Genomic DNA, 25,497 nt, shown 5'->3' on the forward strand with positions numbered 1-25,497 from the left:
TCCCAGTCGCAGCGCCCACCGCGACTGTGGACCCTGCACCGCTGCGGTCAGACCCCGTTGTCCGCCGCGGCGCTGCGCGGACTGCTCCGAACGGCTGCCTACGAACATCCGGAACTGCGCGCAAGCAGTGTCGAATTCATCGAGGGCAGGACACCGTACGCCGACGTCGTCGCGGAACTCCTGGGGGGTCTGGGGCTGCTCACCGTCCCATGGCTCGCCCGCCACGGCGCCGGGCGGATCGTGACCATCGGCCGCTCGGCCCCCACGCCCGAGACCGAGAGGCGACTGAGTGAACTGGCCGCCACCGGCACCGACATCCTCGTCCTGCACGGTGACATCGCCGATCCGGGCCTGATCCGCCGGGCGCTTGCCATGGCCGGTGACGCAGGGTGCGCCGTGCGCGGGGTGATGCACGCGGCCGGTGTCATCGAGGACGCCACCCTCGCCACCCTCGATGACACCTTCTGGAACGCGTGTGGCGCGGCAAGGCAGAGGGAGCCTGGGCCCTGCAACGGGCCACCGAAGACCTCACCCTCGACTTCTTCGTCCTCTACTTCTCGGTCGCCTCCCTGATCGGCTCCCCGGGACAGGCCGCCTTACGCCACCGCCAACGCCTTCCTCGACGGCCTGGCCGCCCACCGTCGCGACCCTGGCCTGCCTGCGACCGGCATCCACCGGGGCGCCTGGAGGGACGTCGGCCGCGGTCAGCACCTGGCCGAGCGCGGCTTCCGCACCCTCTTGCCCACCGACGGCGTCGACGCACTGGAACGCATCCTCACAGCCGGCCACCACCAGGTCGCCTACTCCCCGCTGGACATCGCGCAGTGGACCGCTCCCTACCCGGCCCTGAGCACCTCGACCCTGCTCGCCCCACTCCTCACCGGTCAGGAAGCCACGCAGGACGAGACAGAGGTACGTGACCGACTCCTTGGCGCCGAGGGTCCGGCAGCCCGCCAGGACATCCTGGAGACTTTCTCCATCGACTTCGAAACCACGCAGGTACCCGAGACCGAACGAGGACTTCGCCGTATGGTGAGCCGTCTGAAACGGCAGCTCAAGGACCAGCGTGCCCTGATGGAGGAACTACGACGCCGGAACACCCGACTCGCGTTGGCGGCGGCAGTGCTCACCCAGGCAAGCCAAACCCTGCCTCCCCCCGCGCAGTGGGACAACGTCGTCACGCGGCGGCCGGATACCGCCCCCTCAACAGGGGCAGCGGGCAGGACATCGGACACGGTTACAGGTGTCGGCGAGTCGAAAGCATGGCGGGCGCGAGCGGGGACGGGCTTCTCTGCCGCACTGGACGGATACCGATCGCCGGTCCGTTCGGAGGAGGTCAGCCGGCTGCCATGAGCGCGCGTGAGGCGGCGACGACGCCGCCGTCGACGAGCAGGTCGGTGCCGGTGATGAAGTCGGCCTGCGGGCCGAGGAGGAACGCGGCTGCGGACGCGATGTCGTCCGGTGTGCCCGGGCGCTTGGCCGCGGACATGTCGATCATGGCACGTATCGTCTCGCCGCTCTCTCCGTCCAGTTCCTGCTGTCCCATCGGCGTGGAGATGGCGCCCGGGCTGATCGAGTTGATCCGCGCATGCCGCTCGCCCCAGACGGCCGCCGCCGCTTGGACACGCAGCGCGTTGGCCCGCTTGGCCAGGGTGTACGCCGCACCGGGGCTGCCGACCACGTCAGGGGCGAGGAACGGCAGGTCGAGCAGCTCTCGTGCCGCAGTGTCGGCCAGTGCCCGCTCCTGTCCGGCCGGAAGCGGGGACTGGAAGTGGCCGGCCATGCTGGCGATGACGACACCGGCACCCCCGGGAGCGACGACCCGGACGAACTCGTCGAGCATCAGAGCCACCCCGAGGAGGTCCACCCGCAAGATCGCCTCCGTCGGCGCCTGCGCCGGGGACAGCCCGGCGGTGTGGACGACGTGGGTGACCCGGCCGAGCGCGTCGGCCGCGCCGGCGAGCGCACGCACCGAACCGTGGTCGGAGACGTCGACCACCTCGGAGGTGACCTCGTGCCCCTCGCCGCGCAGCAGATCGGCGGCGGTGCGGAGCGTGGCCTCGTTGAAATCGGCGAGCAGTACTTTCCGGCCGCTGCCCACCCTGCGGGTGATCGCCTGTCCCATGCCGCCCACGCCGATGACGACCGCAACGTCCTTCTGCATCCGAAGCTCCTCGTGCCGCATTTTCGAGACGTTCCGTATTGTATTCATGGCGTGTCCGCCGTTGTCTATGCTCAGCGCTATGTCCGGACAGCAGCGGGGGCGCCCTCGTAGTTCCCATGCTCATCAGGCGGTGCTGACCGCGACCCTGGAGCTGCTCACCTCCGGCGGCTATCAGCGGCTCACCATGGAGGCCATCGCGGCTGAAGCGGGGGTGGGCAAGCAGACCGTTTACCGATGGTGGCCGTCGAAGGCCGCCATCGTCGCCGAGGCCGTCCTCTCCGGACACCTGGCCACGGACGCGAGCCCACTGGCCGAGACCGGGGATGTCCTGACCGACCTGCGCGACTGGCTGAGCGGACAGCTCGCCCGGCTGACCGACCCGAGCAGCACGGCACTCCTGCGTGGCCTGACCGCGGCCGCCGCGGAGAGCGACACCGACGCGGCGAAGCTGTACGAGCAGTTCACCGGCCCGTTCCGGCAGTACTTGGTGCAACGGCTGGCGATCGGTGTCCGGCAAGGTCAACTGCGGCCCGACGCCCGACTGGACGCGGCAGCCGATCTTGTCATCGGCGCCCTGATCTACCGGACACTCACCCACGGCAACCTCTCCGGACAGGGCGGCGCGGACGACCTCATCGAGGTTCTCTTCGCCGGCCTGGGGCTGCGGGCGGGAGTCACTCCGACGTCTCCGGGATGAGACATCGCAAGCTCACCGGTACAGAGCGAACAGGCCGTCCAAGACGCGGACGCGGTCAGGTCTGCGAGAGCGCGTCGGCACCCGCTGGGCAGATATGTCCGCACCGGGAGCCACCCGTCGCGCGGGTCGTGGCGGAAGAGGGTATCTCCCACGCCACGGCATACAAGTGGATCCGTCGCTGTCGAGCCCGGGCAGAGCCGGGGCTCTCCGGCTGATCCAGCATTCTCCGCACGGCGTCGGGGCGGAGCACCGGCTACTCCATCTGGAAACCGGCCGGCCCGCGCACCGCGGCTGCGGCGAGCTCCATGACCCGGGCGGCGGGCACGGGCATCGCCGGGTGCCTCCTTGATCCAGGCGGGGAGACGGCTTCGGCTTGCGCGACGCCGAAGGCATCGGCGCCGAGGATCACCTCAAGCACACGCGACCGCCCCAGGAGCCGCGGCAGGTACGGCGATCGCCCGCCTCCCGGAAAGATGCCAAGGCTCACCTCATTTTGCGAGAACAGCGCTTTTCAAGCGCCGCGAACCGCAGGTCGAGGGCCGCGATGAACTCGATGCGGCCGCCCCGTGCCCGTCCGGCGACCTTCGCGATGGTCACCTGCGGCAACGTCCGGTAGCTCTCGTGCAGCTCCTCGGTGAAGTTCAGCGTGCCGTCCTGGAGCACCTGCTCCAGGACGGTCGTGTCGGCCATCTCCACGTGGGCGGAGAAGTAGTCGGGATCGGCGCTGTCGAACACGATGACGCCCACAGTGTTTTCGGTCCGGACCTCGGCGCTGAAACCTGACGTCAATGTGAGGGGCAAGCGTTGCCGTCCTCGTTCGCCTGCGGGTCCGGTCGAAATGGACACCACCACTCCCGGCGGGCGCCTGATCTTCCACGTCTTCGCCGGTTCACCCGCGAACTCATCGCCGCCGGCACCCATGAGGGCCTCGCCGCCGCCCGCGGCAATACCGGCGGACTCTCCCCACTGTCGTTCCGCGCCAGGTGGCCCGTGCTGCGGGGCGGCCGAGCGGGACCTGGCCTACGGGTGGCGCGGCCTGCGGGGTGCACCGGGTGGCGCTTCGGCCGTGTCCGCGGGTGTCCGGTGGGTGCTCCAACTGGCCAGGATGCGGAGCTTGTCGAGGTCGTTGTCGGTCCGGCCGGCGTAGATGAACAGGACCTGGTCCTGGTCGCCGGGGAGAGTGAGGGCTTCGTAGGTGATGTCGAGGCGGCCGACGACGGGGTGATGGAACCGTTTGGTGCCCCAGGTGCGTTCCACCACACTGCGCTGGGCCCACCAGGTGACGAACTCGGGGCTGGTCGCCTTGAGCTCGGTGACGAACCGGGCTGTCTGCGCGTCGTTGGGGTAGCGGCCGGCTTCGGCGCGCAGGACACCGACGACTTCGGAGGTGACCTGCGCCCAGTCGAGGTAGAGCTCGCGGGCGGCGGGGTCCGTCAGCAGCCAGCGCAGGAGGTTGCGGTCGTCGGCAGGGCGCTGGTTGAACGGGGTCAGCAGCGCGTCCAGCAGGGCGTTGGACGCCAGGACCTCGTTGCGGCGGCCGAGGACGAAGGACGGCTGGTCGTGCAGGCCGTCCAGGATGCGCATCAGGTCCGGGCGCACCTGCTGGCGCGGCGCGGGCTCCCTGGCCGCGGTGTGCCGCGGCTGCGGGCGCAGCAGGTCGCGAAGGTACTGGGTCTCGGCCTGGGTCAGCCGCAGCGCCTCGGCGATGGACAGGATGACGCCCTCGGAGGCGCTGGTCAGCCGGCCCTGTTCGAGTCGGGTGTAGTAGTCGACGCTGACGCCGGCCAGCTGCGCGACCTCTTCGCGGCGCAGCCCCGGCACGCGTCGGCCGGTGTGATGGGGCAGTCCGACCTGTGAGGGCCGCACCGCGTCTCGCCGGGTGCGCAGGAACTCTTTGATCTCCTCGGCTTTCTTCGCCATACGTTCGAGTGTTCCCCGGCCCGTGCGGTGGATCCACCGGTGAAGGGGGGCAGGTCTTTCCCGGTCAGGAGCGGCCCCCGCTGTGGCCTTGGCCTGGTGCTTCGTGGCGTGTCTCAATGGCTGGGCGGTCACCCCGGCGGCACCGGCACCGCCCACGGCCTCCAGATCTCCACCATCAGCCCCGGCGTCATCGACACCGGGTGGACGGACAAGGTCACCAACGAGGAAGGCAAGCAGACGTCACCGTCAACGACATCGTCATCCACCCCACCCACCAGGACCGGTGACCACCGAGGCCGACTGGATACCCGCTCCAGGCCGGACCCGGCGGGCAACCCCTGCGGCCGCCCCGCCAACTACCCCACACCCGCCACACCACCACCGAACGGAGCACCCCGTGAACAGTCCCGTATCCGCCAAGCCGCTGGCCCTGGTGACCGGAGCCTCAGCCGGCATCGGCTACGAACTCGCCGCCCTCTTCGCGATCAACGGCTTCGACCTGATCGCCACCGGCCGCAGCGACACGACCGAGCAGGCAGCCGTCGATCTCGCCCGGCACGGTGTCCAGGTCACCCCCGTCCGCGCCGACCTCGCCCAGGCCGAGGGCGTCGAGACGGTATGGCAGGCCGTGGAGAAGACCGGCCGCCCCCTGGACGTGGCCGTCCTCAACGCCGGACGCAGCATCGGTGGCGCATTTCTCGACACCGACCTCGACGACGAGCTCGCCCTGATCGACCTGAACGTCACCTCCGTCGTCCACCTGGCCAAACACGTCGCCCGCCACATGGCCGCCAACGCCCGAGGACGGATCCTGATCACCTCGTCGCTGTCCGCCACCCTCCCCACTCCCTACGAAACCGTCTACGGGCCCTCACGCGCCTTCACCCGCATGTTCGCCCTCGGCCTGCGCGAAGAACTGAAGGAACACGGCGTCAGCGTCACCACCCTCATGCCCGGCGCCACCGACAGCGAATTCCACGCCCGCGCCGGAATGAACAACACCGCCTTCGGAACCGGTGCGAAGAAGAACAGCCGCAAGGACGTAGCCCGCCAGGGCTTCCTCGCCCTGATGGAAGGCAAGGCCGAGATCGTCGGAGGCGACGCCGCCACCAAGCGCACCGCCCTCAAACACCGCTTCATGCCCGAAACACTCAAGGCCGCACGACACGCGCGCAAGGCCAAACCCCGCCCTTGAGCCCGGAAACCAAAAGATCTACAGGGCGGCCTGGGGCCCAGACCGGTCACCGACGGACGCCTCGACGCCTGTCGCCCCAGCTCCAGCCAGTGTCAGGCGTCGGTGAGCGTACGCGAGGTGTCCATGAGGTGCTGGGTGGTCGTGGCGTCGAGGATGATCGGGGTTCGCTGGTCGAAGCTGCCGGGCTTGCCCCAGTACGCGGGTGCCTCCCAGTCGTCGCGCAGGGTTGCTTCGACGGGGTTGTGGGCGGCTTTCTCGATGGAGTCGAAGATGAGCGGTCCGAGGATCTTGGCGCCGATGCGCATGGATGCGGGGGCGGCGCGCAGAATGTCGGTCTTGGGGCTGCCGGCGTTGACCACGGCCGCGGCCAGGCCGCTTTCGGTACGGGTGAGGTGGGCGGCGTAGTGATGGTTGGCGAGTTGGACCGGCTTGCGGTCGCGGCCGAAGCTGAACGACTCGAACCGGGGGAAACGCGCGAAGTCGGCCTTGTCGGTCGGCGCGACAGCGGCGGTCATCATGACCACGCGCGGTTGTCGGCTGCTGCGCAGGGCGGGCAGCAGGAGCTGGGTGAGGTGGTAGCGGCTGAGGTAGTTGACGGCGAAGAAGGGGTGGAGTCCGTCCGTGGTCCGGCTTTCTTCGGTGGTCAGGACGCCGGTGGTGTGCAGGACGGCGTCAAGGTGGTCGTGCGTGTCGAGGATCCGTCGGGCGGCATCGCGGACGCCGTCGTGGGTGGAGAGGTCGGCGGCGAGGAACGATGCCCGTTCGGCGGCGGCACCGAGGGCGGCGAGGGCGGCCTCGCCCTTGGTCTGGCTGCGGCCGAGCAGGATGACGCGGTGACCGCGGGCGAGGACGTCGCGCGCGGCCTGGCGGCCGATGCCGCTGTTGCCGCCGGCAATGAGGATGGTCTTCATGATGCTCCGTGGAAGAAGGCGGGGCCGGGCGGCCCCGGCCGGTGACGCCGTGGATCTGTGGCCGCCCAAGGACAGGGTGTTGAGGTCGGGCGCCGATGACGTGCTCGGCCTTACGTTGGCGTGCGCAGTCGGCCGGGGCTCCGGCATCTCCGCGTCCGCTGTCCCGGACGCGGTGTGGTTCGGGGCAGCGGACGGCGCTCAGGCGGAGGGGAGCGTCACGGTGAACGATGCGGCCAGGCCCGCCGCGACGTCGCCCGGGGCGACCGGTTCCACGCCCATGAGCAGGTCCGGCCCTCCCGCCGACCGGTAGACCAGGTCGTCCTCGTTGCGCAGCCGCTCCAGGGTCGTGTGCTCGTTGTAGGGGGCGACCTTGGACACGGCCTCGTTGTACTCCTCCGGCAGATACACCTGTCCCGTGTACCTTTCCTCTCCGTCGATGCTGGCCTTGAGGTGGATGTGGATGCTGCGGGTGAAGTACCAGCCCGGGTAGACGCTGGCGAACTCGGCGGTGCCACCTGCGGAGGTGGGCTGCCGGCCGCGCAGGAACCGTGATGCGTCACTCGGCGGAACATGACCCGAGTCGTCGACGGTGGGAAAGGTGTCGGGGTCATGCGAGAGGTGCCCGGAGTAGTAGCCGAGCGCATCGCAGTGCCAGACGTCGACCACCGCCCCCTCGACGGGGGCGCCGTCCGCGCCCACCACGGTGATGCTCAGCCGGAGCGGGACACCGGGACGGCCCTCGGAGATGTCCTTGCGGAACTCCGAGCCCTCACCGTGCTGGATGTAGTACGGACCCTCGGTCGTCTGCGGTGAACCGCCCGACGTCTGCCGGCTCGGTTCGGCCGCCGCGGGGTCGTTACCGGCGAGCACGTCAGCTCCGCGTGAACCGTAGCGGGCCATGACCTGCCGCAGTGTGGCGAGCTGGGTATCGGCCGTGATGAAGCCGGCTTCCTTCTCGACGGACATGGTGCGTCTCCTTCGCGTTTCGCGGTCCGCAGCACTACGGACCGGTGATCTTCTTTCCGGGGGCGTGCAGCGGCGCATCGTCCGCCGCCCCGCGTAAGGGCGTGCCATCCGGTCCAAGGGACTGGAAGGCGTGCGATCCGACGCGGTCCCGGACGACCGCGGCGGTCGGCGCCAGCAGGACGACGTTCGCGGCGATCATCTGGGACTCGTGGCGGCGGCCATGGACGAGGGCCGCGCCGATGGCCTTGACCGGACGGGAGCCGAAGCCCTCGGCCCAGCCCAGCCCGGAGGTGGCCAACTGCTGTGGTGTGCGGCTCAGTTTCATCGCCCCTGCCAGGGCGAACACGACTGCTGGCACGCCCGCAACGATCCACACCATGACATTCATCGGCCTTGCCGCTTCCCATAGTAGCTCCAAGCTTGGACCAACCATAAGGCGGAATCACTTCAAGGTGAAAGCTAACTGGCTGGCGAATCTCTCCATGCTTGGAGTATGTTGGGGTCATGGACAAGGAACGGGAGACCGCCGAGCCGCGTTGGCTCGACGCAGATGAGCAGCAGCAGTGGTACGCGTTCGCCTACGTACTGACCCAACTGCCGGCTGCGCTGGAGACGCGGATGCAGCGGGACGCGGGCATCGCCCACTTCGAGTACGTGGTGATGTCGGCGCTCTCGATGGCGCCGGAGCGCACCTTGCGGATGAGCGAGGTCGCCCAGTACGCCGGAAGCACGCTCTCCCGGCTGTCCAACGTGGTCATCCGCCTGGAAAAACGCGGCTGGGTACACCGCCACCCCGACCCTTCCGACGGTCGCGCCACCCTGGCCACCCTCACCGACGAGGGCATGGACAAGGTCGCCGCCGCAGCACCCAGCCATGTCGAGGCGGTGCGCCGCCTGGTCTTCGACCCCCTCACCAGGGCGCAGCAGCGTCAGCTCGGCGCCGCCTCCCAGCGCATCCTCGGCGCACTCAGCGCGCCGTGCCCCACCGACTGGCCCGGCGTCACCCCACCGGCAGACCAGGACTGACGTCCGGGGCGCATACCCCTTCACCCTCACCCGGCCACCGGCCGGGACCGCACCACCCCTCACGGACCGCATCGCCCCTCGCCGAGGAGTACGTATGCCCACCATCGCCATCGTCGGAGCCGGCCCCGGCCTGGGCCTGTCCATCGCCAAGGTCTTCGGCGGCCATGGCTTCGACGTCGCCCTGATCTCCCGCACCAAGGACAAACTCGACGCCCTGGTCGCCGAACTCGCCGAGGCAGGGACCACCGCGGAAGGCTTCCCCGCAGACATCGCCGACTCCACTCGGCTCACCGGCGCGCTGGAGGCCGCGATCGCGCGGTTCGGGCGGATCGACGTCCTGGAGTTCTCCCCGCACGCGGGCCTGACCATGACCGTGCCCAAGGACGTGACCCTTGACGCCCTGCGCCCGCAGATCGACACCCTGCTCTACGGTGCGGTCGCCGCCGTCCGGACGGTGCTGCCCGGGATGCTCGCGGCCGGCTCCGGAACCCTGCTCTTCACCACCGGCGGCGGCGCGATCAACCCGTACCCGATGCTTGCCGACACCAACATCGCCCAGGCCGGCCAGCGCAACTGGGCGATCAACCTCCACAACACCCTCGCCGACGAAGGCATCTACGCGGCCAACGTGGCCATCAACCTCATGATCGGCACCCAGGCCCCCGAAGGCGTTCCCCACCGCGCACCCGACGAGATCGCCCTCGACTACTGGACCCTCCACACCACCCGCACCCAGGCCGAGCACCTCATCGGCGCCTGACCCTCCAGCACACCGCCGAACCGGCGGCCACAGGTCCACGACACCACCGGGTTGTGGCAGCGCGATGCCGGTATCACCGAGTTCCTCGTGCTCTCCGCCCTCTCCAAGGCCCACGAGCACGCCCTCCGGATGAGCGACCTTGCGGAGTTCACAGTCGGCACGCTGTCCCGGCTGCGGCCGAGCCGACCGCTCCGGGTGCTCGTCCCGCTTGTGGTCGTGGTGTCCTTCGTGCCCGACTTCCTCTTGCTCGACGACGGCGGAGCGGCGGGCGGGACGGCACTGCTCCTCATGCACGTCGCAGTGGTGACGATCGCCGTCCCCGTCTACCGCAGGGTCATGCCCCTGCCCGCCGGATGACGGGCCGACCCCCACTGTGGCCGGCCGCCGGCAGTCCGGACGGCCCTCTCGTACCTCGCGCACTCTCCGAGGCGGTGCTTGAGCCGATCGGCTTCCCCTCGGACCGAATCGAAAGGAACCTTGAGCGTGAGCACGCGCATCACCACACCTTTCACGGCCCAGTCCACCGCCGCCGAAGTCCTGTCCGGCACCGGCTTGTCGGGGCGCCGGATCGTCATCACCGGCGCGATGTCGGGCATCGGCCTCGAAACCGCCCGAGCCCTGGCCGGCGCGGGAGCTGAGGTAACCCTCGCTGTCCGCAACCCCGACGCAGGCGAGTACGCCGCACAGGACATCACAGCCTCCACCGGCAACAAGGAAGTCCATGTGGCACCTCTGGACGTCTCGGACCAGGCGTCGGTCGCCGCGTTCGTCGCCGACTGGAGGGGGCCGCTCCACGTCCTGATCAACAACGCCGGAGTGATGGGCCCGCCGCTGACCCGCACCAAGGAAGGCTGGGAAGTGCATTTTGCCACTAACCATTACGGTCACTTCGCCTTGGCCATCGGGCTGCGCCCCGAGCTCGCCGCGGCAGGTGATGCCCGGCGTGGTCCGCACCAACTTGATGCGTCACGTCGATTCTGAAGTCCTGGCCCGCTTCGCGGAGGGCGGTGCTCCGGAGCTGCCCTGGAAGACAACGGAACAAGGAGCCGCTACGTCCGTACTCGTCGGGGCCTCTCTGTTCCTCGACGGGGTCACCGGCCGGTACTTCGAGGACTGCCAGGAAGCTGAACCCCTCCAGCCGGAAAACCTGCACGGAGGCGTCGCCGACTACGCGCTCGACGCAGGCAACGCCGCTCGCCTGTGGGAAGTCTCCCTCAAGGCCGTCGGCGGGCGGTAGAAGCGGTTGGCTGAGCCCGGAAGTCCGACGGCATGCCTCCCGGGCTCAGCTTGACTCCGTCGACGCTCTTGGAATTTCCAGGTCAACTGCCCGGGGTGCGCCAGGATTTACCGGGGGGATCCCTTGCTGATCCAGGAAGATTTGGAAGGCGGTCGGTGGCCGTGGTGAGGGGTGTTTCCTCGTCGGCGCCAGGCCGCTGAGGCGTTCGATGTGCACGGCGATGGCCGTGAGTACGTGTTGCCGTCTCCCTGACTCTGCTGGGCCGGTGGGCGCGGCCGAGGCCGAGACTTCCGGGGCGCCGCCGGCCGGGCCGGACACGGGTACGGGGCCGGGCGGCAGGATTCGCAGGACGCCACGACGGCGCGGCCCGTTGTGTCGAGTTCCCGCACGCCGACAGACACAGTGGTCTCACGGACACCGGCGGCACGGGCGACTGCTCCGATCCCGCCGTGGCCGAGGGACTGGGCTTCCGCCCCTATCAACAGGCGACGATGCCCCTTCGAGGTGCGGCAGAATCGCCTCGAACTTGGCGGCCGCACGGCCCGTTGCCCATCCAGCCCGCTCATGCCAGACCAACGAGCCACCGAACGGAAAGCCACGAGTTGAAAACCTGCACGCCCTAACTGATCGTTTCAGAATGAGTTGAGCTCTGGACCTCGCGTTCGATGATCTTGGTGGGCGCAGCGGAGTGGCTTGCCCGTCAGGGGAGAACCAGCCTCTGCCTGCCGTCGATGAGTTCGCGCGCGGCGTCCAAGTGGCCGGCGTGGGTGGCGGTCTCGGTGATCACGTGCAGGATGACCTCGCGGAGGTTGTCGAGGCGCCAGTTACCGAAGAAGTCCGGCCACCAGCTCGGGGCCGCCTTCAGGTCGGCGCCGGCAAGGAAGGTGTCGGCGAGCTCCCCTTCCTTGCGGTAGAGAGCGAAGACCTCCTCGGCTGTCTTCTCCGGGGCGGGCTGCCACGCGTTCTCCCCGGACCCGAGGATCTCTTCGATCGCTGCTTGTTCCCCGGCAGCAACCGCGCGGAACCAGAACTTCTCGTCGTCCAGAGCGAGATGGTGCACCAGCCCAAGGCATGTCCAGCCGGACGGTAGAACCGGGCGCCGCAGCGCCTCCTCGTCTAGGCCCTCCAAGATGCCCAGGACGTGCTTGCGCTTGCTGTTCAGGACGCCGAGTAGTGTCGTCAGTTCAGTGTCAGCCATGGGCCGGACTCTATGCGGCCCCACTGACACCGGCTCACTGAGCGTTTCAAGATGCCGTTCGGAGTCGTCGGAGGCAGATGATGCCACAGGCGAGTTCAAGGAGGCCGTGGTGGAGGTCGGCGCGCCGCTCGTAGCGGGTACGGAGGCGCCTGAACTGGTGCAGCCAGGCGAATGTGCGCTCAACGATCCAGCGCACCTTGCCCAGTCCGGAACCGTGTGCGACGCCGCGTCGGGCGATCAGCGGCTTGATGCCGCGCTTCCACAGCAGGCGGCGGTACTTTTCGAAGTCGTAGCCCCGGTCGGCGTACAGGCGTCGGGGCCTGCGGCGGGGCCGTCCGCGCAGGCCCCGGATCGGCGGGACCGCGTCCAGCAGCGGCAGCAACTGGGTGACGTCGCGGCGGTTCCCACCGGTGAGCGTCACAGCGAGCGGCGTTCCCAGGCGGTCGACAATCAGGTGATGCTTGGAGCCAGGGCGGCCACGGTCGACGGGCGAGGGGCCGACGTGATCCCCCCTTTGAGGGCTCGGACATGGGACCCGTCCACGGCACAATCGTCCAAATCCAGAAGGTCCGCACGACGCAGTCCGGTCAGCAGGGCGGCGTGCAGGCGAGGCCAGACGTCGGCCTCCGTCCAGTTCCGCAGCCGACGCCAGGCCGTAACTCCGGAGCAGTCCACGCTCTCGGCAGGGACGTCGCGCCAGGCGACACCGGTCCGTAGCACGTACATGATGCCGGCCAGGGCTGCCCGGTCGGGAACACGCAGCCGCCCGGGGTAGCGGCGGCGCCGTTCGGGAGCGGCTGGCAGCAACGGCACCACCCGCTCCCACAGGTCGTCAGGAACAAGATCAGCACGCACTCCGGACACCCTGCCAACCAAGATCGCCGAGCGCAATACATACGGCTCAACCCATTCTGAAACGACCAGTAAGTCAGCCCGTCTGCTGTGGCTCGCCCTGGGCACCGTCTTCGGGATGCGGACCAGCGGTGCGCACTGGTATGTGCTGCTCACCGCACCTCGGTTCGCTTTCGGCGGTAGCCACAGCGGCCGCGCCCGGCAGGCGTACGAGGTGCTGCAGCAAGTGGTCACCGAGTACGTGAACTCCTCCTGGCCACCGCCGGTTCCACCGCTGCGCCCCCGCCCGACGCCACGATGCCGCGGCGCCGGACGCCGCGCCGGGCAGCCCCCCAGCACAGACAACGCCCTTGGCCCCCGCTGCCCCTGGCGTACCGGCGTTCGCCCCTCCTCGCCACCCCGCCGCCCGCACCGAGCGCTGCACCGAAATCCGGCCCGGCGGAGCCGGCGCTCGCCAGGGAGCCCAGCGGTCCGGCCGTGGCGGCTGTCCCCGCAGAGCACGGTCAGCCCGTGGAGCCGGCACGGCCTGCGTCGGCCACCCAGCACCCTGCACCGGCCGCCACCCTGGACACCGCCCTCGGTGTGCCCGGCCCTGCGGCGGCTGTTCCTGCCACCTCAGCCCTCGGTGACGCGCCGCAGGCACCCGGCACTCCCACCGCGTCCGCGCGGAGGAGCCGGCCGCCGCGCCCGGCTCCTCCGCCTGGCCGCCCGTCGCCGTCCCCGGACACCCCACGCCCGCTCCGGCCGCCACCGCGCCCGCCACTGCCCCGGGCAATTCCGTACAGCTCACCCGGACACCTCCGGAACTCGCCCCGGCCAGCAGCACGGCCCCCACCGCGCCGACTGTCACCAGAGCCCCGGAAGCCGTCCTCCCCACATCCTTGGCGATCGAACGCCCGAGCGTATCGGTGTGATTACCGTGCGTACTTAAGTTCCAGTGGGGGGCAGGGTTTTCCGCAAGATTACAATTGGTAGTGATCTCATCGCGCTTTGTGTGGGTTCTCGTTGAGAGGTGCAGTCGGCGCCCACGACGACCTGCCAGGAGGGTGAGATCTGATGAGTCACAAGATCCGTGCGGCGATGGCTTCGGCTCTGCTGGTTCTGGTGCCGCTGGCCGCGGCGACCAGCGCGGAGGCTGTTTCGCTGAAGAAGAAGTGGCACTCCTCGGCGACCTGCGCCGTCGAGAAGATCGGGTCGGGGGATCACGGCAACAAGCAGCTCAAGGGGAACGGTACGGGCAAGAGCAAGAAGGCTGCCGAGAACGCGGCCCAGAGTGATGTTCAGGCGCAGATCGGCCAGAAGTACGGGAAAGGGTACCGGGCCCATCACTGCACATTCCGTAGTGTGTTCAAGTGAGCGACGGGATCGGCCGCAGCGCGGTGCACGGGCGACCGATCCTTGCTTCAAGTGAGGAGCATGGTGAACAACAGGCAGCGCAAGAAGCTCCCCCGACGCCTGTGCGAGGCGGCAGAGCAGGGCCGAGTGGGGGAGCTGGCCCGTCTGCTGCGCCTGGGAGCGGCGCCGGACGACCGGCGCCCGGACGGCGGGTCCGCCTTGTATCTCTCCGCGGCGCAGGGCGAGGTCCGTTGCGCGGAGCTGCTGTTGGCGGCTGGAGCGTCGCCGAATCTGGAGTCCCACGGCCCTCGTGACGGGCTCCCGCTGGCGGCGGCGGCGACCCATGCCGATACCGCCATGGTGGGGTTGCTGCTGGCTCATGGCGCCGACCCTGAGCTGAAGGAGCACGACGGCGCTGGGGGCAGTGCACTGGACTGGGCCCGTGGCTGGCAGGAGCCCGGCATGCCTCATGGGGAGGTCGTCGAGATGCTGGAGAGGTCCGGGGCGGCGTGAGTGCCTGCCCTCTCACCTACCCTCCGGCTGCTGCTGCGGCGAGTTGGCGCCGGTGGTGACGCCGTAGAGGTGAACTGAACGTCTCCAGCTCGCCCCTGGGGGTGCCCGCGTCGACGTGTCGCTGGTGATCGGATTCTCTCCCTCAGGTATACCGGAATTGATCGATTCTGGGTGGATTAGCGCTACCTTCTGGCTGACTCTGCGCCAGTACGACCCGGACAAGACCATCGACGACACCGCGACGTTCGACGTCAGGACGGCCAAGGGCAAGTTCCCCTCGTGGGAGGTCCTGCGCTATCCACACCTGAAGCTGACCTCCTCTGAAGAGTGCCCAGCACGCCTGCACGCGGATTGGAAGGGACTCGGAGGACCCGTCAATGAGTTCTGCCTGAGGACGAGGAGGGGCCGTCGGCCCACGGCGTCGGCCTTGGCCCAGACTCCGGTCTGTCGGCTCATCGTGCCTGAAAGGTGTCCTTCACCCCGCTCAGGCAGGGAGAGGCTGGCCGCGGGAAGAGCACCCCTGGGCAGTTCGCGTTGGTCTCCAGTACCCGGACCGATCCGTCGGTCTGGGGGAGGACGTCCATGCGTATGTAGTGCACGCGGGAGCCCGCCGGGTGCGGCGCCACTCTGAGGTCCTCATGCAGGGCCGGCGGCATGGACAGGGCCTCATGTACCGACTGGTTGTAGGGATAGGCGGCCACGATCGCCTCGATGGCACGGTGGTAGGCGGCGACGAGCCGGGCGAGTACCTGTCGTTGTCCGGGCAGCACGGTGAGCGGCCGTCCGATGGGACACGTCCGGTCCGCATCGAACAGGTAGGCGCGGTTCTGGTCCGCGTGCACCAGTCGACCGTCCGGCGAACGCAGCAGTGGGGCGGTCCGCCGGTCGAATTCGACATCGGTCCAGGGCCACAATCCCGACACAGGACAAGCAGGGACGTTCCGGCCTGAGATTTCCAACACAGCTCTCCCATGATGGCGGCTGGCACGAATGGTCCGTCCTGATCAACGACATGGCAGATGATCCGTACCGGTGTCATCACCGATGAGTCTTCACCCGGCCGACCGCGCCTCGTACTCAAGGCCGGGCCGGTCATGGACGCCGACATCGCCCGGCTGACCGCCTGCCTCGCCCGCCACCCCGACGAACACGTCTACATCCTGCGATGCCTGGACGGCCGGCGCGACGGCGGCATCCCGGCGGAAGGGCATCAGGCCGTGAACCGCACACCTGCGGCGTGGGCCTCGCGCACCAGGCCCTGGTCGCGGCCGGGGAGGAGGCGAAGCCGAAGCGGCGCACCGGCACGGTCGTAGGGTGCGACGGCCGCGAGCCGCTCCGGCTCGGCACCGCGATCAGCTGGATGACGACCGAGCGCGGCATGGTCACCCCGGCCGCCGGTGGCAGCGTCCTCGCCCAGTCCGACGCCGTCCTCGCCGCGGCCACGCCCGAGCTCGCCCACGGCAGAAGCTTCGCCTGGCTCGCCCGCGGCCGCAGTTCGCGGTCGTTGCCCGGCTGCGGGCCGTCCCCGGCATCATCGAGGCACAGTTCACCCAGGGCTTGGCGTTGTGGTCATCCGTCGAGGAAACGCAAGAGTTCGGCGGTGACGAACCGGGGGTTTTCCTCGACGAGCCAGTGCCCGGCTTTCGGCACGTCCACGGCTCGCACGATGTTGGTCATGCGCGGCGCCACTGTGCCCTGGATGGCGTTGAGTTGTCCTTGGGCGGTCATGAGCAGGGCCGGGACACCTACCGGTGCGGCTGCCACGGTGTCGCGGACGTCTTTGTCGAGGGCGCGGTAGAGCTCGAAGCCGCCCGACAGGGCCGTGGGCCGGCTGTAGGTCCGTGCGTACTCGTCGATCTCTGCGCCGGTGAACGGAGACCGGTCGGAGGTGCCGCCGAACGCCGTACCGCCGAAGGAGACCTGGGGATAGAACAGTGCCAGGTACTCGCGGACATCGTCATCAACGACCGCCTCGGGGACTCGTCGCTGGGAGTGAAAGGCGATGTGCCAGCTCAGTGTGCGGTAGGTACGCGCGTCGATCGCCGGCCCGGGCAGCGGCAGGTCGAGATAGCCGAGGCGTGCGGTGTCGTCGGGGAACTGGCTGGCGTACTGGAATGCCACGGCGGCACCGAGGTCGTGTCCGACGACACGGGCGTCACGCACCCCGAGCCGGTCGGAGATCAGCTTGTGCACGTACCGGGCCAGTGTGGCTTTGTCGTAGCCGGTCGGTGTGCCGGTGCTGTCGCCCAGTCCGGGAAGGTCGACGGCGTAGACGGTGTGGTGCTTGGCGAGTTCCGGCATGATCGGCCACCAGCCGAACCAGGTCTGTGGCCAACCATGTATCAGTACGACCGGTGTGCCGCTGCCGCCTTTCACGTAGTGCATACGGACGCCGTCGACGTCGGCGAACTTGTGCCGGAAGGTCTTCTTGAACCGGGGATCGTCCTGGGTGGCGGTGGCGTACGCGGGAACGTCGTCGCCGGCTGCCAGTGTGGACGTGGGTGTGGAACAGGCTGTGGTGATGATCGTGAGCAGGAGGGTGAGCATCATGGCTGCCATCGTGTGCGTGGATCGCAGGGAGCGGCCTGGCGACGGCCGTGGTGCTGTGATCATGTCTTTCCGTTCTGGAGAAGGAGCGTCAGCGGCCGGTCGTGCCGTCGGCGAGCTCGCGGAGGATGTCCGCGTGGCCCGCGTGCCGGCCGGTCTCCTCGATCATGTGGGTGAGTGCCCAGCGGATGGTGGGAGCGGGGCGGTCCGGCCGGGGGCGGGGGACGGGTGCGCCGGGGTCGGCGCACCCGTCGAGTACGTCGTTCGCGCGCTGGACCGCGGTCCGGTAGCGGGCGACGACTTCGGCGACGCTGTCCTCCGGCGGGGCGTGGAACGTCGCCTGCCAGTTGGTGACGTCGTCCCCGAGGAACATCGAGCGTTCGACGAACGTCAGGTGGTGGAGCAGGCCGAGCAGGTTGGTGCCCGACGGGACCGCGGCTGTGCGCACCTGCGGCTCGGGGGCGTCGTCGACCTTCGTGGCGATCGAGGCCCGGAGGTAGTCGAGGAAGCCGCGCAGGACCTCGATCTCGCCGTTCGCGGTCCGGGGTGGTGGGGTGTCGCGGTGGCGGTCGCGGCGTGTGGTGGTGGGCATGGAGGTCTTTCCGTCGAGAGTCGGGGGTCGGGGGTCGGGGGCGGGCACCGGTGGCCGGGTCAGGCGGCGCGGCGGACGAGGAGGACGTGGTCGGTGACCTCGGCGGTGCGTCCGTCCGGTCCGGTCGCGATCCGGCGGGGTGTGTCGGCCCGCTCGACGGTCCAGGTCTCCGGGGCCAGGCCGATCCCGTCGGCGATCTCCCGGGGGCTCTGGGCGTGGGTGCCGGGTTTCTGGTTCCACGACCACGGGGCGGCCGAGCCGTGGTCGACGACCAGCAGCCGCCCGCCCGGGCGCAGTGCGTGTGCAGCCGTGCGCAGCACGGTTGCCCGGTCCAGGTCGAAGGGGGTCTGCAGGTAGTGGGCGCAGACCAGGTCGTAGGTGCCGGCCGGGAAGGACGTGCGCAGGTCGACCCGCAGGGCGGTGACGCGGTCGCCCAGTCCGTGCGAGCGGGCGAGCGCGGTGAGCCGTTCGACCGCCACGGGTGAGAGGTCGGCGGCGGTGACCCGCCATCCCTGGCGGGCGAGCCACAGCGCGTCGCCGCCGTTGCCGCATCCGAGGTCCAGTGCGTCACCGGGCGGCAGGTCCGTCACCGTTTCGGTGAGGCGGGCGTTTGGCCGCGGGCGGTCGGTCGTCGGCCGGGAAGCGTGGACGCCGTCCCAGAACGCGACGGGTTCGGTGGTGCTCATCAAGACTCCTTGCCTCGGTAGGCGCTCAGTCTTGGCAGGCACCCCGGGAGCTGGCACGGAATCTTGCGCTAATGGCAAGTTGGCCGCATGGATCACCGCACGGACGATGTCAGGATTCCTGCGGAGATGACGTAGCGGACGACCACCCGCGATACGAAGGCTTCGTGGCGGTTCTTGCCGCCTGCCACGGGAGTGGAGCCGCCGCCGTAGGGGTTGGTGCCGAGGGTGCGTGCGAGGGTGGCTGTGAAGCCGGCGGGGGAGGGGAGCTTGCCGAGGGCTTCTTCGGCGACGGGGGCGAACGCGACGCGGTAGCTCACGCGGGGGCTGTCCCGGGCCCGTACGCCTGCTGCTCGGCGCGCAGCAGGACGTCGACGCGGTCGATGGCGTCGCGCGGGATGACCTCCAGCGCCCACGTGCGGATGAATCGGCCGGCCATGTTCGGCGGTGCGGTGTCGATCCCGCTGTCGAACACGGGGCGCACTTCGTCCGGCAGCGCGGCCCGTACGTCCTTGACCGTGAGCGGTACGACGAACCGCTCCCCCTGGACCACCACGGTCAGCTGCCCCGGGACCATATGCGTGCGGGGGCGTACGGTCCAGTTCCGCGAAGGCGTCGTCCTGCGCCCCGATCCGCCGGACCGCGGCCTCTTCCTCGGGATCCGGCTCGTGAGAGATCGGCTCCGCCATTGTGCTCACCTCTTCGCCGGCCGGCAGCCGCGCCACCGACGACCTGCCTCCGGCGGAAGGCTCACCGGCCCCACCACGATTCGCGAAACCTCCCATGCCTCATCAACTCCCCAGAGCGGTGACCGGTTGCGCACGAGTCCCCCCCGCACATGGGGACGGTGGCGGCTCCACCAGCGAAATGGCAGGTGCGGCAACCTCCGCGCGGAGAGAGCCCTCGTTCAGGTGATCTCCATGAAACCGGTCTCGTCCCTTGCCGGGGCTCCCGTAGACATCGCCCGTGGCCGCACACCACCGCAGCTGGCTCCTCCGCCGTACCGCGCGGCGGCTGATCATCTCTCTGCACAGGGCCGTGCTGTTCGTCGTCGGGCCAATCGGTAGCCGGGCGCCGTCGGCAGGCGTCCGATGATCGCCGGGCGCACTGCCTGGCCTCGCCCTATATGGCGTTGGCGAGCGTCAGGGTGAGCTCGGCGATCCGCCACCTCCCGTCGGACCGTCGCAGGCTGAACGTGTAGACCCCGGCCGAGATCATCTGGATGCTCGCGCCGGTGGTCCTCGTCTGCAGCAGATAGGCCCGCAACTCGGCGGTGGTGGCGTCCGTCGTCGTGACCACGACGTTGCTCGGGCGGTGCCGCATCCTTCCGGTCCGGGCCGTGTGCCCGTCACGGATGAAGTCGAGCACCGCCGCGCGTCCGGCGATCGGGCGAAGGCCCAGGTGATGTCTTCGGTCAGGACCGTTTCCAGCTCGGGCACATTTATCTCGTCCAGGGCATGGGTGTAGTTCGCCACCGCCTGCTGGAGTTCGGCGATCACGAGGCCACCGTCAGCACGATCTTGCCTTGGATGTGGCCCTGCGCGGCTCGCGAGTGTGCGCTGCCCGCCTCGGGCAGCGGGTAGGTGCTGTCCACCCCGGCCTGGAGCTTGCCCTCGTCGACCAGGTGCCGAATCTCGGCGAGCTGGGGGCCGTTGGAACGTACCTGAATGTTCGAGACGGCGATGCCCCGACGCGCCGTCTCCTCCGGGTCGTGCTCGGCGAAGAACACCGGAAGCAGGGTGCCGCCGCGCTTGAGCACGGTCAGGAAGCGTGAGCTGTCCGGGCCGCCGACGGTGTCGATCACCAGGGCGACGCCGCTGACCACGTCCGCGGCCTGCGTCGTGGTGTAGTCGATGAACTCATCGGCGCCGGCCTTGCGCAGGAACTGCTCGTGCCGACTTGAGGCTCCCGCGATGACGTGTGCCCCCTTCCATTTCGCCAATTGCACCGCGAAGTGGCCCACTCCACCAGCTGCCCCGTTGACCAGCACGGTCATCTCTGGCGTGACCGGCACCGGCTGGTGCACCTGGCCGGTGAAAGCAGACGGCACGGTGTGGCCGAGATCAACCAGGTACTGCTAGGTGGCGCCTGCGGCCAGGGCGATGAGGATCTCGGGCGCCGAGGAGGCGGTGCCGGCGGAGTCGTGGTGCTCGGCGTACCGGATGCGGTGGTAGTCGACGTCCTCTGCCTGCTTCGCGGCGTCGACCGAGTCCGTGAGGGCCTGGGGCAGGGCCTGGTCGCCGCCGGTGGCGACGTTGGAGAGCTCGGCGAGGGAGAGATTCATGGTGGATCTGTCCTTGCGGGCGGCTTAGTTGGGGCCGCCGGGAAACGGAACTGTCCTGTGCGCCGACGCGCGAAGGGATGCCCGGCAGGCGCGGCGTGGGCTGTGGGGATGAGCGCGCCGGTCAGGCGGCCAAGGGCGTGTGCGTGCCGAAGGAACGCTGGTGGTAGGTGAGGGGATTGGGCCTGCCTCATCGGGTTCTGCGGTGATGGCGCGGGCGAGCAGGACGGTGTGGTCGCCGGCGGTGACGTATTCGTCGACCTCGGCGGTGATCCATGCCGCTGAGTCGGGCAGGCGGGGCAGGTTCTCGCTGGGCGACCAGATGACGTCGTCGAACTTGTTCTGACCCGGCCGGGCGAAGGCGGCTGCGAGTCCGGCCTGGTGGGTGCCGAGGATGTTGAGGCCGAAGCGTCCGGTGCGTCGGATGATCGTCAGGAGTTGGGAGCGGTTGTCCAGGGACACCAGCACCATCGGGGGTGTCAGGGACAGGGAGGCGAAGGCGCTGACCGTGGTGCCGTGCGGGCGCGGGCCGTCCATCGCGGTGACCACGGCGACGGGGGAGGCGACGGTGGCCATGGCGTCGCGGAACGCCTGCAGGGTGACGGTGCTGGGGAGGTGGGTGGTGGTCATGACCGGGCCGTATCCGTGAGGTGGGGGTCGAGGCCGTACTGATCGCGAGCCCCGAGGTTCTCGCGCAGGGTGGGGCCCTCGTAGTCGTGGTGGAAGAGGCCGCGTTCCTGCAGGATCGGGACGACCTGGTCGACGAACGCGTCGACGCCGTCGTGATAGCCGTCGATGGCCAGGGAGAAGCCGTCGCAGGCGCCTGCCTGGAACCACTCCTGCATGTGGTCGGCTACGTCCGTGGCGGTGCCGGGGACGACCGGGTGGTAGTCGATGACTCCGTGCGCCAGGACGTCCCGTAGGCTCCAGCCCTCCCGTGCCACCTCAAGAGCGCGGGCGGAACGCGCGTCGTGTGGGCTGGGCATGGCATCGGCCAGCTGGCGTGCGGTCAGCGGCGCGTCGATCTGGTCGTAGCCGAGCGGCAGGCCGATCATCGCGCCGAGGTAGCGCACGCGCTGGCGCAGGTCGACGGACTCGTCCAGGAAGCGGCGGCGCTGAAGGGCGGCCTGGCGGGAGGGGGCGACGGTCGGCATGAAGCCGGCGAACATCTTCACCTCGTCCGGGTCGCGCCCGGCCCGCTTGGCGGCGTCCCGCAGGGCGTCCCGCTGGGCGATGGCGTTGTCGATCGTCATCGGGTTGGCGTAGACGCCGTTGGCGTACCGGCCCGCCAGTTCCAAGCCGTAACTGCCGCCGCCGGCCTGGAAAATGACCGGCTGGCCCTGCTCGGACGGCGGGATGGGCAGCGGCCCGCGGGCCGCGACATGGCGGCCCTGCAGGTTGACCGGCCGGATCTTGCCCATGTCGGCGAACCGCTTGCCCTCGACGTCGCGGAGCCAGGCGTCCTTCTCCCAGCTGCCCCACAGGGCCTGCACGATCTGGACGACCTCGTGGGCGCGTTCGTACTTCTCCGCGCGGGACGGGATCGGGGAGCCGAAGTTCGCCGCGGCCGCCGGGTCGGAGGTGGTGACCGCGTTCCAGCCGGCCCGGCCGCGGCTGATCACGTCGAGGGCCTTGAACTGGCGGGCGAGGGTGTAGGGCTCGTTGAAGGTGGTGGAGCTGGTGGCCACCAGGCCGATCCGCTTCGTCTCCCGCGCGATGGCGGTGAGGACACGCAGCGGGTCGATGGGGAAGTGCGGGGCCTGGTCTTCGAGGTCGACGTCCAGGACCGGGGTGTCCGCGATGAACAGCAGCTGGATCCTGCCGCGCTCGGCGGCCTGTGCGTAGCGCACGAACTGGTCCATGTCCGTATAGCTGGACAGGTTCGCCCCGGGCAGCCGCCATGCCCCGGGCTCGGCTCCGTAGCCGCTGGTGAACTGCATGGCCAGGAGCATCTGTGAGCGGGGCATGGGGGGCGTCTCCAAACGGGCGAGAGAAGTCGGAGGGTGCCTCCGATTACCTTCCCGACAATACGGAGACTGCCTCCGTATTGCAAAATGGGTGGCGTGCGACGGCCGGGAGTGGCGGGCGCGGTCGGCGTTTCCGGGCTGCCGGGCCTGCCACTCCCGGCGGGCGGCCGAGCGCCGTAACCGCGCGGGGCCGCGGCACCGGAGGTGCGACGGGACGTACCCACCGTCCCCGCGCGCCCCGGTGCCGCGGCCCCGCGCGCGAACCGCCCTGCGGATGGGCAGGGTGTCAGCGGTGGGCGGCGCGGTTCATATCGACGATGTCGTCCAGGGTGGGGTTGTCCCGGAGGGCGGCGAAGCGCTCGAACATGCTGTCGCGGACGGCGGCGTCCTTGATGCGGTCGGCCGCGGCCAGGGCGGCGGGCAGCTCGTCGAGGGTCAGCTCGGTGCAGTAGGCGGGCCCCATCGGCTGCTGGCGCCACGAGTCGGCCAGGGAGCCGGCGTCGTAGGGGTCGAAGCCGGTGTCGTCGACCAGGCTCATCGCCACCTTCGTGGCCTCCGCGGAATCGCCGGCCACCGGGATCGCGATACGACCCGCAGTGCCCGCCGGAAGGCCCCGGGTGCGCTGGGTCTCGGCCAGGGCGGCGTTCCATGCCTTGACCACGGGCCGCCCAAGCAGCTCGGAGGCGTACACGCTCTCCACCTGGCCGCCGTCCTCCACCGCCTCGATCCGCCCGCTGAGGTGCGGGTAGTAGTTCGAGGTGTCGATGACCACGGTCTCGGCGGGAACGGTGGCGAACAGCTCCGCCAGCTGCCCCTGCACCGCGAACGGGATCGCCAGGACGATCGCGTCCCTGCCCTGGGCCGACGCGTCCAGGGCAACCGCGCGGGCGCCGGCCTCCAGGACCTCGGCCGTGACGGCCTCGGGGCCGCGAGCGTCCGCCACCTGGACGTCGTGACCGGCCAGGCTCAGCTTGCGGGCCAGATTTCCGCCGATAGCTCCAGCGCCTATAACGGTAATTCTCATGATTTGTCCCTTCGAAGGCTGTGTCACCCCCTGGGGCGACACGCTGTGATGGCGGTGTTGTGGGATCGCCGGCTCGTGCCGGATCCCGTGTGGCACCGGGGCTTTCCGGCGGCCCGGCCTTGGGTGGGTTGCTGCCCGCTAGGTGCGGTCGTCCGACTCGCGGTATCCGTGGGCGATGAGCGCCCGCAGTCGGTCGACCGCTTCCTCGGTGGCACCGGTGCCTTTGATCCAGGCAACGGAGCAGGCCGCGAGGAATAGGTCGTGGCCCGTCACCGAGGGGCGTACGTATCCGGTGCGCTGTGCGGTTCGCGCATATGCGTCGGTCGTGGCGATGAGCTCGTCACAAGGGACGGTGAGCGGGTTGTCGGGGTCATGCGCCCGGGCCGCCGACATGAGAGGTTCCGGTAGTCCGCTGTAGGCGCTGAGGTAGTCCTCCATCGCCCGCAGCCACTGTGTCAGCGCCATGCCGGCATCGGCGATGTCGGCGATGTCCTCGCGGCGGACGGCCAGTTCCGCGGTGCGGGACTGGAGCACGGCCGCCAGCAGCACCTCGCGGGTGGGGAAGTGCCGGTACAGCGTTCCCGGCCCGACGCCCGCCTCCTTGGCGACCGCCTCCAGTGATGTGCCGACCCCGTCCCGCAGGAAGTGACGCTGGGCGGCCTCCAAGAGGGCCGCGCGATTGCGTTGGACGTCGGCGCGGGGCTTGCGCCCCTGTTGCCCCCTGGCGTTCATTCGCCCTCCTGCACTCTTCCGGTACGGTGGCCCGAGTGAAAGCGGAGGCTATCTCCGCATTGTCTCCACGGTAAAACGGAGGCTCTCTCCGGTCAAATCGTGCGCCGCCGACACGTCGGTGGGCACGGCGAGCGCTCTCGCCGTGCCCACCGCCTCAGTCCTCGTACGGCGATGAGACGGCCCGTGACCCCGCCCTTGCGCAGCCGGTCCAGTCCCTCCGGGATGCTCTCCGGCGTGATCCGGTTGATCGGCGGGTTGAGCTGCCCACCGCGCATGAGCTCGTGGAACTCGGTGAGATCCTGCTTCGTACCCGACAGCGAGCCGAGGACGCGCAGCTGCTTCATGGTGATCGGGGCGCCCTTGCGGGAGACGACCGGCATGAACCGGAGTGTGCGCAGTTCACGGCGGACCACCCGGGAGCCGTACGCCTGGTCGCCCAGGATGGACTCGGAGCGTCGGCGGGGACGGCCCGGACCCCCGGCCACCCTGGCCGCGGTGAATTTTTGCACACCATCAAGGACCGCGACGCCTGGCTGAACCAGTTCCAGCAGCATGGCCGGCAGGTCGACAACACCGACGAGGTGACTGTCCGTCGACCACTTCGGACTGCCGATGGCCGACCAACTGGTCCAGATCCAGACACAGTTCCTCACCGCGACAACGGCGTGTGTCGTACAGGCACCCTGCAGGAACCGCCTCGAACTCGCCACCGCGGACTTGACCGTCCGCCTCCGCGGAAGCGATGAGCCCGACGCCGTACTCACGCCCCCCGGTCACCAGCAGCCACCCTCACAGGGCGCCCCGCTGCGACAGGGGACGGTGACCGTCACACCGTCAGTGCGGTGAGGCACCGTACGACTTCGCGTTCCGTGAAGGGCGAAGCCGACCGAACCGTCC

At 69.6% G+C, this 25,497-nt stretch carries 31 protein-coding genes and 6 pseudogenes; 11 read left to right on the plus strand and 26 right to left on the minus strand.

From position 1 onward, the window contains the following. Window positions 1-240 precede the first annotated feature (240 nt). The 3 genes and pseudogenes from ACFTZC_RS08440 to ACFTZC_RS08450 form a co-directional block, all read left to right on the plus strand. Window positions 241-533 (plus strand): annotated as a pseudogene (locus ACFTZC_RS08440) (KR domain-containing protein); the annotation flags it as partial. A gap of 73 nt (window positions 534-606) precedes the next feature. Next, window positions 607-681: pseudogene (locus ACFTZC_RS08445) on the plus strand (hypothetical protein); the annotation flags it as partial. 57 nt (window positions 682-738) lie between these two features. Further along, on the plus strand, window positions 739-1,353 hold the full coding sequence (locus ACFTZC_RS08450; protein ID WP_382888116.1) for a hypothetical protein: 615 nt from the start codon (window positions 739-741) through the stop codon (window positions 1,351-1,353). Here the strand turns inward: ACFTZC_RS08450 and ACFTZC_RS08455 are convergent. After that, window positions 1,337-2,164: an SDR family oxidoreductase gene (locus ACFTZC_RS08455; RefSeq protein ID WP_382887996.1), complete on the minus strand. Its 828-nt coding sequence runs from the start codon at window positions 2,162-2,164 to the stop codon at window positions 1,337-1,339. The two genes, ACFTZC_RS08450 and ACFTZC_RS08455, sit on opposite strands and share 17 nt — an antisense overlap. Window positions 2,165-2,243: 79 nt before the next feature. Between ACFTZC_RS08455 and ACFTZC_RS08460 the strand changes: the two genes are divergently transcribed. Next, a complete protein-coding gene (locus ACFTZC_RS08460) occupies window positions 2,244-2,861 on the plus strand; it encodes a TetR/AcrR family transcriptional regulator (protein WP_382887998.1) in 618 nt (205 codons plus the stop codon). Window positions 2,862-3,114: 253 nt separating this feature from the next. Here the strand turns inward: ACFTZC_RS08460 and ACFTZC_RS08465 are convergent, their stop codons facing one another. The 4 genes and pseudogenes from ACFTZC_RS08465 to ACFTZC_RS08480 all read right to left on the minus strand — a co-directional run bounded on the left by ACFTZC_RS08465 (window position 3,115) and on the right by ACFTZC_RS08480 (window position 4,781). Then, window positions 3,115-3,279, minus strand: a complete 165-nt coding sequence (locus ACFTZC_RS08465) for a hypothetical protein (protein WP_382888117.1) — start codon at window positions 3,277-3,279, stop codon at window positions 3,115-3,117. Window positions 3,280-3,285: 6 nt separating this feature from the next. Then, window positions 3,286-3,348 (minus strand): annotated as a pseudogene (locus ACFTZC_RS08470) (hypothetical protein); the annotation flags it as partial. After that, on the minus strand, window positions 3,345-3,782 hold the full coding sequence (locus tag ACFTZC_RS08475; RefSeq protein WP_382887999.1) for an enoyl-CoA hydratase-related protein: 438 nt from the start codon (window positions 3,780-3,782) through the stop codon (window positions 3,345-3,347). The pseudogene ACFTZC_RS08470 and the gene ACFTZC_RS08475, both read right to left, overlap by 4 nt. A 99-nt stretch (window positions 3,783-3,881) precedes the next feature. Continuing rightward, entirely contained in the window at window positions 3,882-4,781 is a 900-nt protein-coding gene (locus ACFTZC_RS08480) for a helix-turn-helix transcriptional regulator (RefSeq protein ID WP_382888000.1), read from the minus strand. Window positions 4,782-5,178: 397 nt separating this feature from the next. Between ACFTZC_RS08480 and ACFTZC_RS08485 the strand changes: the two genes are divergently transcribed. Next, complete coding sequence (locus ACFTZC_RS08485; protein ID WP_382888001.1) at window positions 5,179-5,976, plus strand: SDR family NAD(P)-dependent oxidoreductase; 798 nt, start codon at window positions 5,179-5,181, stop codon at window positions 5,974-5,976. Window positions 5,977-6,068: 92 nt separating this feature from the next. Here the strand turns inward: ACFTZC_RS08485 and ACFTZC_RS08490 are convergent, their stop codons facing one another. The 3 genes from ACFTZC_RS08490 to ACFTZC_RS08500 all read right to left on the minus strand — a co-directional run bounded on the left by ACFTZC_RS08490 (window position 6,069) and on the right by ACFTZC_RS08500 (window position 8,211). Next, entirely contained in the window at window positions 6,069-6,887 is an 819-nt protein-coding gene (locus ACFTZC_RS08490; protein ID WP_382888002.1) for an SDR family NAD(P)-dependent oxidoreductase, read from the minus strand. Window positions 6,888-7,085: 198 nt separating this feature from the next. Next, on the minus strand, window positions 7,086-7,853 hold the full coding sequence (locus ACFTZC_RS08495) for a hypothetical protein (protein WP_382888003.1): 768 nt from the start codon (window positions 7,851-7,853) through the stop codon (window positions 7,086-7,088). A gap of 34 nt (window positions 7,854-7,887) precedes the next feature. Continuing rightward, window positions 7,888-8,211, minus strand: a complete 324-nt coding sequence (locus ACFTZC_RS08500) for a hypothetical protein (protein ID WP_382888004.1) — start codon at window positions 8,209-8,211, stop codon at window positions 7,888-7,890. Window positions 8,212-8,357: 146 nt separating this feature from the next. On the opposite strand from ACFTZC_RS08500, the gene ACFTZC_RS08505 reads away from it, so the two are divergent. The 4 genes and pseudogenes from ACFTZC_RS08505 to ACFTZC_RS08520 all read left to right on the plus strand — a co-directional run bounded on the left by ACFTZC_RS08505 (window position 8,358) and on the right by ACFTZC_RS08520 (window position 10,876). Then, window positions 8,358-8,879 (plus strand): MarR family winged helix-turn-helix transcriptional regulator, encoded by a 522-nt coding sequence (locus tag ACFTZC_RS08505; protein WP_382888005.1) that lies wholly within the window; start codon window positions 8,358-8,360, stop codon window positions 8,877-8,879. 94 nt (window positions 8,880-8,973) lie between these two features. Next, window positions 8,974-9,639 carry an SDR family NAD(P)-dependent oxidoreductase gene (locus ACFTZC_RS08510; protein ID WP_382888006.1) on the plus strand — a complete coding sequence of 222 codons (666 nt, stop codon included), beginning with the start codon at window positions 8,974-8,976 and terminating at the stop codon, window positions 9,637-9,639. A 51-nt stretch (window positions 9,640-9,690) separates the two neighbouring features. Continuing rightward, on the plus strand, window positions 9,691-9,996 hold the full coding sequence (locus ACFTZC_RS08515) for a hypothetical protein (RefSeq protein ID WP_382888007.1): 306 nt from the start codon (window positions 9,691-9,693) through the stop codon (window positions 9,994-9,996). A gap of 120 nt (window positions 9,997-10,116) precedes the next feature. Further along, a pseudogene (locus ACFTZC_RS08520) lies at window positions 10,117-10,876 on the plus strand (SDR family NAD(P)-dependent oxidoreductase). A gap of 371 nt (window positions 10,877-11,247) precedes the next feature. Here the strand turns inward: ACFTZC_RS08520 and ACFTZC_RS08525 are convergent. The 3 genes and pseudogenes from ACFTZC_RS08525 to ACFTZC_RS08535 all read right to left on the minus strand — a co-directional run. Then, window positions 11,248-11,452: pseudogene (locus ACFTZC_RS08525) on the minus strand (hypothetical protein); the annotation flags it as partial. 124 nt (window positions 11,453-11,576) lie between these two features. Next, window positions 11,577-12,074, minus strand: coding sequence for a DinB family protein (locus tag ACFTZC_RS08530; protein ID WP_382888008.1), 498 nt, complete (start codon window positions 12,072-12,074; stop codon window positions 11,577-11,579). 46 nt (window positions 12,075-12,120) lie between these two features. After that, window positions 12,121-12,929 (minus strand): IS5 family transposase gene (locus tag ACFTZC_RS08535; RefSeq protein WP_382888112.1). Its coding sequence is split into 2 segments (ribosomal slippage): window positions 12,121-12,590 and window positions 12,590-12,929, totalling 810 coding nucleotides; the frame shifts between segments, so codons are not numbered across the junction. A 1,053-nt stretch (window positions 12,930-13,982) separates the two neighbouring features. Between ACFTZC_RS08535 and ACFTZC_RS08540 the strand changes: the two genes are divergently transcribed. Next, window positions 13,983-14,282, plus strand: coding sequence for a hypothetical protein (locus ACFTZC_RS08540; RefSeq protein ID WP_382888009.1), 300 nt, complete (start codon window positions 13,983-13,985; stop codon window positions 14,280-14,282). Between the two features lie 60 nt (window positions 14,283-14,342). Continuing rightward, the gene (locus tag ACFTZC_RS08545; protein ID WP_382888010.1) at window positions 14,343-14,774 is read left to right on the plus strand and encodes an ankyrin repeat domain-containing protein; all 432 of its coding nucleotides are present in this window, start codon (window positions 14,343-14,345) and stop codon (window positions 14,772-14,774) included. Window positions 14,775-15,226: 452 nt separating this feature from the next. Here ACFTZC_RS08545 and ACFTZC_RS08550 read toward each other — a convergent pair whose 3' ends face one another. From ACFTZC_RS08550 to ACFTZC_RS08620, 15 genes and pseudogenes are all read right to left on the minus strand, one after another. Continuing rightward, entirely contained in the window at window positions 15,227-15,616 is a 390-nt protein-coding gene (locus ACFTZC_RS08550; RefSeq protein ID WP_382888011.1) for a hypothetical protein, read from the minus strand. Window positions 15,617-15,984: 368 nt separating this feature from the next. Continuing rightward, window positions 15,985-16,233: a hypothetical protein gene (locus ACFTZC_RS08555; RefSeq protein ID WP_382888012.1), complete on the minus strand. Its 249-nt coding sequence runs from the start codon at window positions 16,231-16,233 to the stop codon at window positions 15,985-15,987. Window positions 16,234-16,343: 110 nt separating this feature from the next. Further along, window positions 16,344-17,324, minus strand: a complete 981-nt coding sequence (locus ACFTZC_RS08560; protein ID WP_382888013.1) for an alpha/beta fold hydrolase — start codon at window positions 17,322-17,324, stop codon at window positions 16,344-16,346. Window positions 17,325-17,412: 88 nt separating this feature from the next. Continuing rightward, window positions 17,413-17,913: a DinB family protein gene (locus tag ACFTZC_RS08565; protein WP_382888014.1), complete on the minus strand. Its 501-nt coding sequence runs from the start codon at window positions 17,911-17,913 to the stop codon at window positions 17,413-17,415. Window positions 17,914-17,972: 59 nt separating this feature from the next. Next, the gene (locus ACFTZC_RS08570; protein ID WP_382888015.1) at window positions 17,973-18,599 is read right to left on the minus strand and encodes an SAM-dependent methyltransferase; all 627 of its coding nucleotides are present in this window, start codon (window positions 18,597-18,599) and stop codon (window positions 17,973-17,975) included. Between the two features lie 92 nt (window positions 18,600-18,691). Continuing rightward, entirely contained in the window at window positions 18,692-18,916 is a 225-nt protein-coding gene (locus ACFTZC_RS08575) for a hypothetical protein (RefSeq protein WP_382888016.1), read from the minus strand. Then, window positions 18,913-19,173, minus strand: a complete 261-nt coding sequence (locus tag ACFTZC_RS08580; protein WP_382888017.1) for a hypothetical protein — start codon at window positions 19,171-19,173, stop codon at window positions 18,913-18,915. Before ACFTZC_RS08580 ends, ACFTZC_RS08575 begins: the two co-directional genes overlap by 4 nt. A 545-nt stretch (window positions 19,174-19,718) precedes the next feature. Continuing rightward, window positions 19,719-19,964 (minus strand): nuclear transport factor 2 family protein, encoded by a 246-nt coding sequence (locus ACFTZC_RS08585; RefSeq protein ID WP_382888018.1) that lies wholly within the window; start codon window positions 19,962-19,964, stop codon window positions 19,719-19,721. A 127-nt stretch (window positions 19,965-20,091) separates the two neighbouring features. Beyond that, window positions 20,092-20,673 (minus strand): annotated as a pseudogene (locus tag ACFTZC_RS08590) (NADP-dependent oxidoreductase); the annotation flags it as partial. Next, complete coding sequence (locus tag ACFTZC_RS08595; RefSeq protein WP_382888019.1) at window positions 20,674-20,880, minus strand: hypothetical protein; 207 nt, start codon at window positions 20,878-20,880, stop codon at window positions 20,674-20,676. 24 nt (window positions 20,881-20,904) lie between these two features. After that, window positions 20,905-21,507: a flavin reductase family protein gene (locus ACFTZC_RS08600; protein WP_382888020.1), complete on the minus strand. Its 603-nt coding sequence runs from the start codon at window positions 21,505-21,507 to the stop codon at window positions 20,905-20,907. After that, window positions 21,504-22,844 (minus strand): NtaA/DmoA family FMN-dependent monooxygenase, encoded by a 1,341-nt coding sequence (locus tag ACFTZC_RS08605; RefSeq protein ID WP_382888021.1) that lies wholly within the window; start codon window positions 22,842-22,844, stop codon window positions 21,504-21,506. Before ACFTZC_RS08605 ends, ACFTZC_RS08600 begins: the two co-directional genes overlap by 4 nt. A gap of 286 nt (window positions 22,845-23,130) precedes the next feature. Next, window positions 23,131-23,868 (minus strand): NADPH-dependent F420 reductase, encoded by a 738-nt coding sequence (locus ACFTZC_RS08610; protein WP_382888023.1) that lies wholly within the window; start codon window positions 23,866-23,868, stop codon window positions 23,131-23,133. 138 nt (window positions 23,869-24,006) lie between these two features. After that, window positions 24,007-24,600 (minus strand): TetR/AcrR family transcriptional regulator, encoded by a 594-nt coding sequence (locus tag ACFTZC_RS08615; protein WP_382888024.1) that lies wholly within the window; start codon window positions 24,598-24,600, stop codon window positions 24,007-24,009. A gap of 92 nt (window positions 24,601-24,692) precedes the next feature. Next, window positions 24,693-25,253, minus strand: a complete 561-nt coding sequence (locus tag ACFTZC_RS08620; protein ID WP_382888025.1) for a hypothetical protein — start codon at window positions 25,251-25,253, stop codon at window positions 24,693-24,695. Window positions 25,254-25,497 lie beyond the last annotated feature (244 nt).

Source organism: Streptomyces sp. NPDC056987 (assembly GCF_042673865.1).
Taxonomy (GTDB): Bacteria; Actinomycetota; Actinomycetes; order Streptomycetales; family Streptomycetaceae; genus Streptomyces.

Coding starts and splice junctions, on each gene's coding strand:
- ACFTZC_RS08505 (WP_382888005.1), top strand. CDS start 8,358: ATGGACAAGGAACGGGAGACCGCCGAGCCGCGTTGGCTCGACGCAGAT.
- ACFTZC_RS08615 (WP_382888024.1), bottom strand. CDS start 24,600: ATGAACGCCAGGGGGCAACAGGGGCGCAAGCCCCGCGCCGACGTCCAA.
- ACFTZC_RS08540 (WP_382888009.1), top strand. CDS start 13,983: ATGAGTCACAAGATCCGTGCGGCGATGGCTTCGGCTCTGCTGGTTCTG.
- ACFTZC_RS08580 (WP_382888017.1), bottom strand. CDS start 19,173: ATGGTCCCGGGGCAGCTGACCGTGGTGGTCCAGGGGGAGCGGTTCGTC.
- ACFTZC_RS08490 (WP_382888002.1), bottom strand. CDS start 6,887: ATGAAGACCATCCTCATTGCCGGCGGCAACAGCGGCATCGGCCGCCAG.
- ACFTZC_RS08460 (WP_382887998.1), top strand. CDS start 2,244: ATGTCCGGACAGCAGCGGGGGCGCCCTCGTAGTTCCCATGCTCATCAG.
- ACFTZC_RS08495 (WP_382888003.1), bottom strand. CDS start 7,853: ATGTCCGTCGAGAAGGAAGCCGGCTTCATCACGGCCGATACCCAGCTC.
- ACFTZC_RS08595 (WP_382888019.1), bottom strand. CDS start 20,880: ATGAATCTCTCCCTCGCCGAGCTCTCCAACGTCGCCACCGGCGGCGAC.
- ACFTZC_RS08605 (WP_382888021.1), bottom strand. CDS start 22,844: ATGCCCCGCTCACAGATGCTCCTGGCCATGCAGTTCACCAGCGGCTAC.
- ACFTZC_RS08475 (WP_382887999.1), bottom strand. CDS start 3,782: ATGGGTGCCGGCGGCGATGAGTTCGCGGGTGAACCGGCGAAGACGTGG.
- ACFTZC_RS08560 (WP_382888013.1), bottom strand. CDS start 17,324: ATGATGCTCACCCTCCTGCTCACGATCATCACCACAGCCTGTTCCACA.
- ACFTZC_RS08545 (WP_382888010.1), top strand. CDS start 14,343: ATGGTGAACAACAGGCAGCGCAAGAAGCTCCCCCGACGCCTGTGCGAG.
- ACFTZC_RS08565 (WP_382888014.1), bottom strand. CDS start 17,913: ATGCCCACCACCACACGCCGCGACCGCCACCGCGACACCCCACCACCC.
- ACFTZC_RS08530 (WP_382888008.1), bottom strand. CDS start 12,074: ATGGCTGACACTGAACTGACGACACTACTCGGCGTCCTGAACAGCAAG.
- ACFTZC_RS08600 (WP_382888020.1), bottom strand. CDS start 21,507: ATGACCACCACCCACCTCCCCAGCACCGTCACCCTGCAGGCGTTCCGC.
- ACFTZC_RS08570 (WP_382888015.1), bottom strand. CDS start 18,599: ATGAGCACCACCGAACCCGTCGCGTTCTGGGACGGCGTCCACGCTTCC.
- ACFTZC_RS08610 (WP_382888023.1), bottom strand. CDS start 23,868: ATGAGAATTACCGTTATAGGCGCTGGAGCTATCGGCGGAAATCTGGCC.
- ACFTZC_RS08480 (WP_382888000.1), bottom strand. CDS start 4,781: ATGGCGAAGAAAGCCGAGGAGATCAAAGAGTTCCTGCGCACCCGGCGA.
- ACFTZC_RS08510 (WP_382888006.1), top strand. CDS start 8,974: ATGCCCACCATCGCCATCGTCGGAGCCGGCCCCGGCCTGGGCCTGTCC.
- ACFTZC_RS08455 (WP_382887996.1), bottom strand. CDS start 2,164: ATGCAGAAGGACGTTGCGGTCGTCATCGGCGTGGGCGGCATGGGACAG.